Below are 12,286 nucleotides of genomic sequence, written 5' to 3'. Positions count from 1 at the left end.
GCGAGGTACGGAGGGGGTGATGGCCCATGGCCCGCCTGCTGGTTCAGAACAAGGACGTGGTCGTACGGCTGTCGTGGCGGGAGGCGCTGCTCGCCCGGCGCAAAGAGGTACGGGTGCCGCTCGCGGACGTGCGGGAGGCGAGGGTCGAGACGGACTGGTGGCGCACCCTCCGGGGCGTCAGCGAGCGTGGGCGTTGGCGACCGGGGCGCTTCTGCATGGGCACCTGGCGCCACGCGGGCGGCGTCGACTTCGTCGCCGTGGGCGCTCCCGGTCCGGTGGCCGTCGTCGACCTCTTTCCCGGCCGCCGGTTCGCCCGCCTCAGCGTCTCGACCGTCGACCCGGAAGGCGCCGTGCTGGCCGTGCGGCTCGCGGCGCGGTGGGCACGGGAAGGGACGGGGCCGCTCGGCGGCGGACAGCGGCATGAGCCACCGCGAAACGGGGGAGGCGACGAGAGAGAGAAGCGATCCACCACAAGCGCGTAGAGGGAGGATCGACGCCATGCCCGAGACGCCCGTGCTCGACCGCGACCGCTGGACGACCGCGCTCGACGAGCTCACCGACACTTACGGCGGGCAACTCGTCAGCATCGAACTGCTGGACCCCGCGATCGGGCACCAGTACGAAGCCGAGCGGCTGCCCTTCTCGTACCTCACCTACGACGCGAAGGACGACGTCGTGATCGTCGCCGTCGGCGGGCAGTCGTCGCGCTACCCCGTCGTGCTGCGCCACATGGTCCAGCACCCGAAGGAGATCGACGTGTCGACCGTGGACGTGCCCGAGCCGGCCGTCCGGGTCCTGGACCAGGAGGACACCGCGACCCTGATCACCTTCTACCCGGCCACGTCCGGTACGGAGTCCACCGGGCCCGCGGAGTCCACGGAGCCCACGGAGTCCTGAGGCCATCCTTCGCCGGCCCGGCCCCGCCCCGGCTCCGGGGCGGGGCCGGGCCGTTGCTCCGCCGGGCGTCCACACCGAGCCGCCGCCCGCGAGCCCGGTGATGATGAGCGCATGGACGTCACCGAGGTGCTCCTGCCCGGAGTGGGGATCCGGTACGAGTTCACCAACCACGAAGGAGACCGGGTCGGCATCGTCGCCGAGCGGACCGGCGATTTCGAGCTGGTCGTCTACGTGGGGGGTGACCCCGACGAGGCCCGCCCGCTGGTGCGGCTGAACGGCGAGGAGGCGGACGCGGTCGCCGAGATCCTGGGGGCGCCGCGCATCGCCGAACGCTTCGCCGACCTCACCAAGGAGATGCCCGGTCTGCTCTCCGGCCAGGTGGAGGTGAGGGCGTCCAGCCCGTACGCCGGCCGGCCCCTGGGACTCACCCGGGCCAGGACCCGGACGGGCGCCTCCATCGTGGCGATCGTCCGCGGCGAGAACGTGATCGCGTCCCCGGCGGCGGACGAGACGCTCCAGGCGGGTGACGTCCTGGTCGTGATCGGGACCCGTGAGGGGATCGCCGACGTGGACGAGATCATCCAGGGCTGAGGGTGGCCACCCCCGTCACGCTGCTCCTCGAGCTCGGCCTCATCTTCGCCGCGCTCAGCGTGCTGGGCGCGGTGGCGCGCCGCCTCACCCTCTCGCCCGTCCCGCTCTACCTGCTCGCGGGCCTGGCGCTAGGCGAGGGCGGTATCGCCCCCGTCCCGGCCGCGGGTGTGTTCGTCGAGACCGGCGCCGCCATCGGCGTGGTCCTGCTGCTGCTCACGCTCGGGCTGCAGTTCTCCCTGCCCGAGTTCACGGCGAGCCTGCGCCGGCACGTGCCCTCCGCCGTGGTCGACCTCGTCCTGAACGCGGTGCCGGGCGCGGTGGCCGGCTGGCTCCTCGGCCTGGACGGTGTCGGCACCCTGGCCCTTGCGGGCGCGACGTACGTCTCCTCCTCCGGCATGATCGCCCGGCTCCTGTCCGACCTGCGCAGACTGGGCAACCGCGAGACCCCGTCCATCCTCTCCGTCCTGGTCATGGAGGACGTCGCCATGGCCGCCTACCTGCCCGTGCTCGCCGTCCTCGCCGCGGGCGGCACATGGTGGCAGGCCGTGCTCGGCTTCCTGGCGGCGGTCGGCGCGGTGCTGGCGGCCTTCACCGCCTCGTACCGGTGGGGGCATCACCTCGGACGGCTGCTCTCGCACCCCGACGACGAGCAGCTCCTGCTCAGGGTGCTCGGCCTGACCCTGATGGTCGCCGCGCTCGCCGAACTCGTCCACGTGACCGCGGCGGTGGCGGCCTTCCTCGTCGGGCTCACCCTCACCGGCGAGACCGCCGACCGGGCCCGAGCCGTGCTCGGTCCCCTCCGGGACCTGTTCGCGGCGATCTTCTTCCTCTCCATCGGGCTGTCGGTCGGCCCCGGCGAACTGGTGCCGTTCCTTCCGGCCGCCCTCGCCCTGGCCGTGGTCACGGCCGTCACGAAGGTGCTCACCGGCCGGTACGCCGCCTCCCGCGACCAGGTCGGAAAGCGCGGTCAACTCCGCGCCGGAACGGCGCTCGTCGTGCGCGGCGAATTCTCCATCGTCATCGTCGGGCTGGTCGGCGCACTGGACGAGGACCTCGCCCCGCTCGTCACCGCCTATGTCTTCGTCCTGGCCCTGGCGGGGCCGGTCCTCGCCCGGCTGGCGGGCGCGCGTCCCCGCCGGTGGGACGAGAGCCGCCACGGATAGAGCGGGCGTCCCACCGGCCCGGGCCTGGCCCGGTGGGACGCCCGTTCCATCCGCTTCGCACGTACTCGCGACCGTGGTTACGACTGCAGTTCCTTGTGCGTGCCGGTGCTGATCTCGATCTTGCGCGGCTTGGCCTGCTCGCCGACCGGGATACGCAGGCTGAGCACACCGGCGTCGTACGTCGCCTCGATGTGCTCCGTGTCCAGCGTCTCGCCGAGGAAGAGCTGACGGCTGAACGTGCCGGTGGGCCGCTCGGAGATCACCGTCTCGGCACCTTCCTTGATCTCGGGCTTCCGTTCGGCCTGGACGGTCAGCACGTCCTTCTCGACGCTCAGGTCCACAGATTCGGGGTCGACACCCGGCAGGTCGAACTTGACCCAGACCGAGTCGTCCTCGCGCCACGCGTCCATGGGCATCGCCGCGGGGCGTCGCCCGCCGCTGAAGACCTGCTGACTGAGTCGGTCCAGCTCACGGAAGGGATCGGTCCGCATCAGCATCTGATCATCGCCTCCTCGATGGTGTGGGCCGTGCGGTGGCCGTCGGAGTTCGTCCGACAGTTCTTATATAACTCCCCCCATCCTTCTTGACAATGTCAGGCTCAACTTTTATCCCTGGAGGTGTATGAGGTACAGGACGGAGCAAGGCGGTGACGTGTACCGACGCCGATGATTGCGAGGCTCCCTGACGGGCACCCCGCGGCGTGAGTACACGGCCGTGGCGAGCAGCGTGGAGGCAGGGCCATGGCGAAGGCTGTGGGTATCGATCTCGGTACGACCAACTCGGTGGTCGCCGTCTACGAGGGCGGCCACCCGCGGGTGATCCCCAACACCGAGGGCGGCCGCACGACGCCGTCGGTGGTGGCGTTCACCGACACCGGTGAGCGGCTCGTCGGGCAGATGGCGCGGCGCCAGGCCGTGCTGAACCCCAAGGGCACGGTCTACTCGGCGAAGCGGTTCGTCGGCCGGCGCTTCAGCGAGGTCCGCACGGAGGCCGAGCAGGTCTCCTACGAAGTGGTCGCGGGCCCCGAGGACGCGGCGCGATTCTCCGTACGGGGCAAGCCGTACGCCCCCGAGGAGATCTCCGCCGCCGTGCTGCGCAAGCTCGTCGACGATGCCGCCAAGCAACTCGGGGAGAAGGTCACCCAGGCGGTGATCACGGTCCCGGCGTACTTCAACGACGCGCAGCGGCAGGCCACCAAGGACGCCGGCCGCATCGCCGGTCTCGATGTCCTGCGGATCATCAACGAACCGACCGCGGCGGCGCTGGCGTACGGGCTCGACAAGAAGAAGCACGAGACCGTGCTCGTCTTCGACCTGGGCGGCGGCACGTTCGACGTGAGCATCCTCGACGTGGGCGACGGCGTGGTCGAAGTGCGCTCCACCGCCGGTGACACGCATCTGGGCGGCGACGACTTCGACCGGCGCCTGGTCGACCACCTGGCGGAGGACTTCCAGCGGCTGAACGGGATCGACCTGCGCCGCGACCCGCAGGCGCTGCAGCGGCTCTACGAGGCGGCGGAGAAGGCGAAGGTCGAGCTGTCCGCGACCGCGCAGACGCAGATCAACCTGCCCTTCGTGACCGCCGACGCCTCCGGTCCGAAGCACCTGACGACCACCGTGACGCGGGCGACCTTCGAACAGCTCACCGCCGATCTGGTCGAGCGGTGCATGGGACCGGTCCGGCAGGCGATGGCCGACGGCAAGGTGACCGCCGACGACCTGGACGAGGTCATCCTCGTCGGCGGATCCACCCGCATCCCCGCCGTGCAGGCGCTGGTGCGGCGGCTGACCGGCGGCAAGGACCCGAACATGTCGGTCAACCCCGACGAGGTCGTCGCCCTCGGCGCGGCCGTCCAGGCGGCCGTCCTCCAGGGCGAGGTCAAGGACGTCCTGCTGCTCGACGTCACCCCGCTGTCGCTGGGCGTCGAGACGCTCGGCGGGCTGATGACCAAGCTGATCGAGCGCAACACGACCATCCCGACCCGGCGCGGCGAGACGTTCACGACCGCCGAGGACAACCAGCCCGCCGTCGACGTCGTCGTGCTCCAGGGCGAGCGCGAGCGGGCCGCGGACAACCGGGTGCTCGGCCGTGTCCGGCTGGACAACATCCGTCCGGCGCCGCGTGGCGTGCCGCAGATCGAGGTGACGTTCGACATCGACGCCAACGGCATCCTGAACGTGTCCGCGAAGGACAAGGACACCGGTGCCGAGCAGAGCATCACCGTCTCCGGCAGCGGCACGCTGGACGAGTCCGAGGTACGGCGGATGGTCGACGAGGCCGAACGCAACCGCGCCGAGGACACCCGTATGCGGGAACTCGTCGAGGCGCGCAACGAGCTCGACAGCTTCGCCTACCAGGTGGAGCGGCGGCTGGGCGAGCTGGGCGACGCCGTCGCCGTACACGACAAGGCCCGCGCCGAGTCGCTGATCGCGGACGCCCGGCAGGCCGTCAAGGAAGAGGCGCCGCTCGACAGGGTGCGGTCCCTGACCGCCGACCTGCAGCAGATGCTGCACGGCCTCGCCGCCGCCGGCGGTGGACCGGGCGGACCGGGACCGGGGCCGGGCGGACCGGGAGCCGGGCCGGGGCCCCAGGGCGGACCCGGCGGTCCGGGACCCGGCGGGGACGACGTGATCGACGCGGAGTTCAGGCCCGACTGACACAGAGGACCGACACGAGCCGACAGCGGGATGAGGGACCATGAGCCAGGAACGCCCAGAACCCACAGGCCCTGCCGAGGAACGGGCACAGGAGGAGGCCCGGCGCGACGTCGAGGCCGCGGCGGCCGCGGCGACCGAGGCCCTCTCGGAGACACGCGCCGAAGCCGCCGAAGCCGCCGAAGGAACCGAAGGAACCGGAACGGCCGACGCGTCCGAGACGGCCGGCGGACCCCGCGCCGCCCCGGCGATTCCGGAGCTGGACGTGGAGGAGCTGCGGGACCGCTGGCACCGCGCGGTGGCGGAGACGGAGAACCTCCGCAAACGGCACGAGCGCCGGCTGGAGGACGTCCGCGGCGCCGAGCGCGACCGCGTGACCGCCGCGTGGCTGCCGGTCGTCGACCACCTGGAGCTGGCTCTCCAGCACGCCGAGGCCGATCCGCGGGCGATCATCGCGGGCGTGGAGGCGGTCTGCCAGCAGGCCTTCGCCGTGCTCGCGCACCTCGGCTACCGGCGGATCGCCGAGGTCGGCGAGCCGTTCGACCCCGGCCGCCACGAGGCCGCGCAGGTCCGCGAGGACCCGGCGGCCGCGCCCGGCAGCATCGTCCAGGTGCTGCGCGCCGGATACAGCGGCGACCGAGGGCTCCTGCGGCCGGCGGTCGTGTCGGTGGCGGCCAAGCCGGAGGAGTGAAGGACGACGACAGGGACCGACGACAGGGACCGGTGGAGTAGTCGATGGCGACATCGAACCGTGACTACTACGACGTACTCGGCGTCGCCCGGAACGCGAGCGCCGAGGAGATCCAGCGCGCGTACCGCAACCTGGCCCGCCGCTGGCACCCCGACCTGAACAAGGACCCGGGAGCCGAGGAGCGGTTCAAGGAGCTCAGCGAGGCGTACGAAGTGCTCTCCGACCCCGACAGCAGGGCCCGCTACGACCGGTTCGGACCCGCCTGGCGCCAGGCCCGCGAGGAGCCGGCGGGCGGGCCCGGCGGCCCCTTCGGGGCGGGCGGCGGCCGACGGGTGTACGTGAACACCGGCGGCCAGGGGTTCAGCGGCTTCGGCGGCGCCGATTTCGCCGATCTCGGCGGCCTGGGCGGTATGGGCGGTGGCGGCTTCGAGGACCTGTTCGGCGGCCTCTTCGGCGGTGGCGGCGGCGCGGGCCGGGGCGGCTTCGGCCGGATGCCGGGCGCCGACCAGGAGGCCGAGATCACCCTGAGCGTGGAGGACGCCTACGCCGGCGGACGCAGGCGCGTCACCCTCGACACCTCGGCCGGTCCGCGCGGCTACGAGGTCAACATCCCGCCCGGCGTCGTCGACGGACAGCGCATCCGCCTCGCCGGAGAGGGCGGCTCCGGCACCGGCGGCGGACCCTCCGGCGACCTGTACCTCGTCGTGCGGCTGGCCCCGCACCCCCGCTACCGCGTCGACGGCCGCGACATCACCGTCGACCTCCCGGTCACCCCCTGGGAGGCCGCGCTGGGCGCGTCCGTCCCCGTGGAGACCCCCGGCGGCACCACCAGGGTCGAGCTGCCGCCCGGCTCCTCCAGCGGACGCAAACTGCGGCTGCGCGGGCGGGGCATGCCCAGCCGCCGCGGCCCGGCCGGCGACCTGTACGCCGAGGTGAGGATCGTCGTACCGGCCGATCCCACGCCGACGGAACGAGACCTGTTCCAGCGCCTCGCCAAGGAGTCGCACTTCGACCCGAGAGCCTCCCGCGACAGCAGAGGAAGGGGGTGAGCGGGCGTGGCGCACAGCCCCGGCCGTTATCCACTGGTCCGCGCGACCACCACATACCACGCCGGTGTCACGATCGACGAGTTCGCCGCGGCCACCGGCCTTCATCCAGAGCTGGTACGCCGCTACGTCACGCTGGGCCTGCTGGAGCCCGACACGGACAGGGCGGGTGATCTGTGGTTCGGCACCGCGCACCTGGTGCGGGTGGCCCGGATCCAGCGGCTCCGGGCCGGCCTCGGCCTGAACTACGCGGCGCTCGGCGTGGTCCTGGACCTGCTGGACCGTATCGAAGAGCTGGAAGCCGTCCTCTCCCGGCACGGCGGCGGCATGGGCAGGAGGTGAACCGAAGTGGACATGAACCGGCTGACGCAGAAGTCCCAGGAGGCACTGCGGGACGCCCAGACCAAGGCGCTGCGCTTCGGCCACGTCGAGGTCGACGGGGAGCACCTGCTGCTCGCCCTGCTCGACCAGGGCGAGGGTCTCGTCCCCCGCCTGCTGACCGCCGCCGGCGCCGATCCCGACCGGGCGCGCACCGCGGTGGAGGCCGCGCTGAGCCGTCGCCCGAGCGTCTCGGGGCCCGGTGCCGGGCCCGGCCAGGTGTACGTCTCCCAGCGGCTGGCCCGCCTCCTCGACGCCGCCGAGCAGGAGGCGAAACGGCTCAAGGACGAGTACGTCTCCGTCGAGCACCTGCTGCTGGCCGTCCTGGAGGAGGGAACGGGCAGCGCCGCCGGGCGGATCCTGCACGAACAGGGCCTGAACCGCGAGAAGTTCCTGGACGCCCTCACCTCGGTGCGCGGCAACCAGCGGGTGACCTCCGCCATGCCCGAGGTCACCTACGAGGCGCTGGAGAAGTACGGCCGTGACCTTGTCGCGGAGGCGCGCGGCGGCAGACTCGACCCGGTCATCGGGCGGGACACGGAGATCCGCCGCGTCGTGCAGATCCTCTCCCGCAAGACCAAGAACAACCCCGTCCTGATCGGCGACCCCGGCGTCGGCAAGACCGCCATCGCCGAGGGGCTCGCCCAGCGCATCGCGCACGGGGACGTCCCGGAGGGCCTGCGCGACAAGACCGTCTTCGCCCTCGACATGGGCTCCCTGGTCGCGGGCGCGAAGTACCGCGGCGAGTTCGAGGAACGGCTCAAGGCCGTACTCCACGAGGTCACCGCCGCCGAGGGACGCATCCTGCTGTTCGTCGACGAGATGCACACCGTCGTCGGCGCCGGGGCCGCCGAGGGCGCCATGGACGCCGGGAACATGCTCAAGCCGCTCCTCGCGCGCGGTGAGCTGCACATGATCGGCGCCACCACGCTGGACGAGTACCGCAAGCACGTCGAGAAGGACGCCGCACTGGAGCGCCGCTTCCAGCCCGTCATGATCGACGAGCCGAGCGAGGAGGACGCCGTCTCCATCCTCCGCGGCCTGCGGGAGCGTCTGGAGGTGTTCCACGGCGTGAAGATCCAGGACGGCGCCCTGGTCGCCGCGGTCACGCTCTCCCACCGCTACATCTCCGACCGGTTCCTCCCCGACAAGGCCATCGACCTCGTCGACGAGGCGTGCGCCATGCTGCGCACCGAGATCGACTCGATGCCGGCCGAGCTGGACCAGCTCACCCGCCGCGTACGCCGCCTGGAGATCGAGGAGGCGGCCCTCGCCAAGGAGGAGGACCCCGCGAGCCGGACCCGACTGTCGGAGCTGCGCAAGGAGCTGGCCGACGCCCGCGCCGAGGCGGACGCGCTGCGCGCCCGGTGGGAGGCCGAACGTCAGGCGCTGCGCAAGGTCCAGACGCTGCGGGAAGAGCTCGAACACGTACGGTACGAGGCCGAGGAGGCGGAGCGGTCGTACGACCTCAACCGCGCCGCCGAACTCCGCCACGGCCGGCTGCCCGAGCTTCAGCGGCGGCTCCAGGCCGAGGAGGAGCAGCTCGCCACCAAGCAGGGCGGCCGACGGCTGCTGCGCGAGGTCGTCACCGAGGACGAGATCGCGTCCATCGTCGCCCGCTGGACCGGCATCCCGGTCAGCCGCCTGCTGGAGGGCGAACGGCAGAAGCTGCTGCGGCTCGACGAGATCCTCCACGAGCGCGTCATCGGCCAGGACGAGGCCGTCCAGCTGGTCGCGGACGCCGTCATCCGCGCCCGGTCCGGGGTCAAGGACCCGCGCAGGCCCATCGGTTCGTTCCTCTTCCTCGGCCCCACCGGCGTCGGCAAGACCGAGCTGGCGCGCACCCTGGCGGCCGCGCTGTTCGACACCGAGGACAACATGATCCGCCTCGACATGAGCGAGTACCAGGAGCGGCACACGGTCAGCCGTCTGATGGGCGCCCCGCCCGGATACGTCGGCTACGAGGAGGGCGGTCAGCTCACGGAGGCCGTGCGGCGCAAGCCGTACGCGGTGGTGCTGCTCGACGAGGTGGAGAAGGCCCACGCGGACGTGTTCAACACGCTGCTGCAGCTGCTCGACGACGGACGCCTCACCGACGCCCAGGGCCACACCGTCGACTTCCGCAACACCGTGGTGGTGATGACCAGCAACATCGGCTCCCAGTACCTGCTGGAAGGGGTGACACCGGACGGCGAGATCAAGGAGGAGGCCCGGGCCGCGGTCATGGCCGAACTCCGCGCCCACTTCCGGCCGGAGTTCCTCAACCGGGTCGACGACGTGGTCCTCTTCAAGCCGCTGACCCTGCCCGAGATCGAGCGGGTGGTGGACCTGCTGACCGAGGACGTACGCCGGCGGCTCGCCGACCGCCGCCTGGACCTGAAGCTGACCGAGGCCGCCCGCCGCCACATCGCCGCCGAGGGCTTCGACCCCGTGTACGGCGCCCGGCCCCTGCGCCGCTTCATCCAGCGCGAGGTCGAGACCCGCATCGGACGCGCCCTGCTGGCCGGCGACGTCGCCGACGGCTCGACGGTCACCGTCGACGTCGACGCCGCCGAAGGCCGGCTCACCGTCACCTGGGAGGCCCCTTCGCCCGAAGGACGCGTGAGCCGGCCTTCGTGAGACGCTCAGCCCGCCTTCGTGACCGGGGGGACGTACGGGCCGACCAGGGTGCGGTGCCACCACGCGCCGGTGGCGCGCAACTCGTGGCGGTCGGTGAAGCGGTAGCGGTAGAGCCGGGCGCGCAGGAACCTGGGCGGGGAGTCGGGGAAGGGGTTGTGGCGCAGCAGCCTGAGCACGACCGGGTCGTTGTCGAGCAGCTTGACGAGGAACGCCGCGAACCAGGGCAGCGCGTACGCCGGTGAGATGGCGGCGAACCACATCAGCCAGTCCAGCCGCAGGTGGTACGGAGCCACCTGCGGCGGCAGAGCGGACACGTCACCGGGCTTGCCCCGGAAGCCGTACTCCTTCCACTCCGTGCCGTCGGTGATCTCCGGCTCGTCGGTGCCCTCGATCACGATCTCGTGGCGGACCCGCTCGACGCTGCCGAAGGCGCCGTAGGTGTTCACCACATGGAGGGGGTTGAAGGAGTAGTTCATCACCTGATGGCGGGAGAGCAGGTTGCGCACCGGCCAGTAGCTGAGCACGACGACGAGCACGGTGACGGCGATGACCACACCCTCGTACCACGCGGGTGTGGCGCCGAAGGCGGGCGGCTCGGGCAGACCCAGCACCTCGGCGGCGAGCGCCCCGTCGATCGCGGTCACCGCGAGCAGCACGGCGAGCCAGTTGAGCCAGGCGAAGTTGCCCGACAGGACGAGCCACAGCTGCGTGACGACGATGAAGCCGGCGGCCGCGCTCGCGACCGGCTGCGGCGTGAACAGCAACACCGGCGCGACGAGCTGCGCGACGTGGTTGCCGGCCACCTCGACCCGGTGCAGCGGCTTCGGCAGATGGTGGAAGAACCAGCTGAGCGGGCCGGGCATCGGCTGCGTCTCGTGGTGGTGGTAGAGACAGGTCAGATCGCGCCAGCAGGGGTCGCCGCGCAGCTTGATCAGCCCGGCGCCGAACTCCAGACGGAACAGCAGCCAGCGCAGCAGGAACAGCACCAGGACCGGAGGCGCGGTGCGTTCGTTGCCCAGGAAGATCGCCAGGAAGCCCGCTTCGAGCAGCAGCGACTCCCACATGAAGGCGTACCAGGTCTGCCCCACGTTGACGATCGACAGGTACATCACCCACAGCAGGGCCCACAGCAGCATGAACGCCCACAGCGGCGCCCGGTCGGCCGCTCCCGCCGCCAGGACGGCGGACAGGGCCACGCCCGTCCACGCGACGCTCGCGAAGAAGCGGTCCGAGTAGTGGAGGTGGAAGATGCCGGGCGACTGCCGGAAGGGTACGGACGCGACGAAGTTCGGAACCGGAAGCAGCCCGCGCGCCCCGATCAGGGCCCGGAACTGAAGGGCGGTGCTCAGGAAGGCGACAAGGTACAGAAGGGCCAGTCCACGCTGGAACACCAGCCGGCCCAGCCAGTAGTCACCGTCCGTGAACCACTCCACAGCTCCTCCTGCGAGCCGTAGACGCGAGCCGTAGACGCCCTCGCCGCCGGGAGGACAGGGCGACGAGGGCGGCCCCCGCACCGGGTCGTCCCGGCGTCTACCCGCGGGGTGCCCGCCTACACACCGGCGGCCGACCGGGGGCGCTACTTGCCGCGGCCGGTGAGCGCGTCGCGGAGGCGGTCGACGAAGCCGGTGCCAGGCGCGAGGATCTTGTTCAGCGGAGGCTTGTCCGGGGCGGCGGGGTGGGGACGGGTCGGCGCGGTCTCCTTGGACCTGCGCACCTTCTCGCCCAGCTCGTCGAGGAGCGCGGGCGGGCACGCGTCGGCCAGCAGCGGGAAGAGGCGGTCCTCCTCGTCCCGGACGTGCGCGGTCACATTCTCCCTGACCTGGGCGACGAGGGTGCCGAAGGCCGCGTCGTCGGGATCGCAGCGCTCGAGATCCTTCAGCAGCCGCTCGACCTCGCCGTGGTCGGCGATCTCCTTGTCGGCGAGGTCGTCACCGTCGTCCACGTACCGGCGGACCGCCGGGTAGAGGTGCTGCTCCTCGGCCACCGCGTGCCGTACCAGCTCCATCGTGAGCCGGTCGGCCAGCACACGCCGCTCGGCGTCGCCCGCGGCGAGCGCGTCGATCTGCGCGAACAGCGCGTCGACTTCACGGTGGTCGGCGGTCAGCTCCTGGATGACGTTTCCTCCGTGCCCCATTCCGGACGCTCCTTTCCAATGGCGGCCCAGCCGTCATCGCACCGGTGAACGCGAACGGGCGCATGAAACAGCGCCCAGCACCCATCCCTGCCACCGAGACCCCCACTCCTCAC

Annotated in this window: 12 protein-coding genes; 9 read left to right on the top strand and 3 right to left on the bottom strand. The window is 71.8% G+C overall.

Annotated features, from left to right (window positions below):
• The first annotated feature begins 26 nt into the window (after positions 1–26).
• From ACF06X_RS07100 to ACF06X_RS07085, 4 genes are all read left to right on the top strand, one after another.
• Positions 27–482 (top strand): hypothetical protein, encoded by a 456-nt coding sequence (locus tag ACF06X_RS07100; protein ID WP_392286198.1) that lies wholly within the window; start codon positions 27–29, stop codon positions 480–482.
• Between the two features lie 16 nt (positions 483–498).
• The gene (locus ACF06X_RS07095; RefSeq protein WP_392286197.1) at positions 499–897 is read left to right on the top strand and encodes a DUF5335 family protein; all 399 of its coding nucleotides are present in this window, start codon (positions 499–501) and stop codon (positions 895–897) included.
• Between the two features lie 111 nt (positions 898–1,008).
• The gene (locus ACF06X_RS07090) at positions 1,009–1,488 is read left to right on the top strand and encodes a cation:proton antiporter regulatory subunit (RefSeq protein ID WP_392286196.1); all 480 of its coding nucleotides are present in this window, start codon (positions 1,009–1,011) and stop codon (positions 1,486–1,488) included.
• A gap of 2 nt (positions 1,489–1,490) precedes the next feature.
• Positions 1,491–2,651, top strand: coding sequence for a cation:proton antiporter (locus tag ACF06X_RS07085; protein ID WP_392286195.1), 1,161 nt, complete (start codon positions 1,491–1,493; stop codon positions 2,649–2,651).
• Between the two features lie 77 nt (positions 2,652–2,728).
• Here ACF06X_RS07085 and ACF06X_RS07080 read toward each other — a convergent pair whose 3' ends face one another.
• A complete protein-coding gene (locus ACF06X_RS07080; protein WP_392286194.1) occupies positions 2,729–3,148 on the bottom strand; it encodes an Hsp20/alpha crystallin family protein in 420 nt (139 codons plus the stop codon).
• A gap of 243 nt (positions 3,149–3,391) precedes the next feature.
• Between ACF06X_RS07080 and dnaK the strand changes: the two genes are divergently transcribed.
• Genes dnaK through clpB form a run of 5 tightly spaced genes read left to right on the top strand, consistent with a single transcriptional unit; the run spans position 3,392 to position 10,039 of the window.
• Entirely contained in the window at positions 3,392–5,308 is a 1,917-nt protein-coding gene (gene dnaK / locus ACF06X_RS07075; protein WP_392286193.1) for a molecular chaperone DnaK, read from the top strand.
• A gap of 40 nt (positions 5,309–5,348) precedes the next feature.
• On the top strand, positions 5,349–5,996 hold the full coding sequence (locus ACF06X_RS07070) for a nucleotide exchange factor GrpE (protein WP_392286192.1): 648 nt from the start codon (positions 5,349–5,351) through the stop codon (positions 5,994–5,996).
• 44 nt (positions 5,997–6,040) lie between these two features.
• Positions 6,041–7,045 (top strand): DnaJ C-terminal domain-containing protein, encoded by a 1,005-nt coding sequence (locus ACF06X_RS07065; protein ID WP_392286191.1) that lies wholly within the window; start codon positions 6,041–6,043, stop codon positions 7,043–7,045.
• Between the two features lie 6 nt (positions 7,046–7,051).
• A complete protein-coding gene (locus ACF06X_RS07060) occupies positions 7,052–7,384 on the top strand; it encodes a chaperone modulator CbpM (protein ID WP_392286190.1) in 333 nt (110 codons plus the stop codon).
• A 6-nt stretch (positions 7,385–7,390) separates the two neighbouring features.
• The gene (gene clpB / locus ACF06X_RS07055; RefSeq protein ID WP_392286189.1) at positions 7,391–10,039 is read left to right on the top strand and encodes an ATP-dependent chaperone ClpB; all 2,649 of its coding nucleotides are present in this window, start codon (positions 7,391–7,393) and stop codon (positions 10,037–10,039) included.
• Between the two features lie 5 nt (positions 10,040–10,044).
• Here the strand turns inward: clpB and ACF06X_RS07050 are convergent, their stop codons facing one another.
• Positions 10,045–11,472: a lipase maturation factor family protein gene (locus tag ACF06X_RS07050; protein ID WP_392286188.1), complete on the bottom strand. Its 1,428-nt coding sequence runs from the start codon at positions 11,470–11,472 to the stop codon at positions 10,045–10,047.
• Positions 11,473–11,615: 143 nt separating this feature from the next.
• A complete protein-coding gene (locus ACF06X_RS07045) occupies positions 11,616–12,173 on the bottom strand; it encodes a hemerythrin domain-containing protein (protein WP_392286187.1) in 558 nt (185 codons plus the stop codon).
• Between the last annotated feature and the right edge of the window lie 113 nt (positions 12,174–12,286).

Source organism: Streptomyces sp. NPDC015346 (assembly GCF_043078785.1).
Lineage (GTDB): Bacteria > Actinomycetota > Actinomycetes > Streptomycetales > Streptomycetaceae > Streptomyces.
Note: the sequence above shows the minus strand (reverse complement) of the source record. Positions and strands in the feature narration are given on the sequence as shown.

Excerpts from the sequence above, each read along its gene's own strand:
- ACF06X_RS07100 (WP_392286198.1), top strand. The coding sequence starts at position 27 with ATGGCCCGCCTGCTGGTTCAGAACAAGGACGTGGTCGTACGGCTGTCG.
- ACF06X_RS07095 (WP_392286197.1), top strand. The coding sequence starts at position 499 with ATGCCCGAGACGCCCGTGCTCGACCGCGACCGCTGGACGACCGCGCTC.
- ACF06X_RS07090 (WP_392286196.1), top strand. The coding sequence starts at position 1,009 with ATGGACGTCACCGAGGTGCTCCTGCCCGGAGTGGGGATCCGGTACGAG.
- ACF06X_RS07080 (WP_392286194.1), bottom strand. The coding sequence starts at position 3,148 with ATGCTGATGCGGACCGATCCCTTCCGTGAGCTGGACCGACTCAGTCAG.
- dnaK (WP_392286193.1), top strand. The coding sequence starts at position 3,392 with ATGGCGAAGGCTGTGGGTATCGATCTCGGTACGACCAACTCGGTGGTC.
- ACF06X_RS07070 (WP_392286192.1), top strand. The coding sequence starts at position 5,349 with ATGAGCCAGGAACGCCCAGAACCCACAGGCCCTGCCGAGGAACGGGCA.
- ACF06X_RS07065 (WP_392286191.1), top strand. The coding sequence starts at position 6,041 with ATGGCGACATCGAACCGTGACTACTACGACGTACTCGGCGTCGCCCGG.
- ACF06X_RS07045 (WP_392286187.1), bottom strand. The coding sequence starts at position 12,173 with ATGGGGCACGGAGGAAACGTCATCCAGGAGCTGACCGCCGACCACCGT.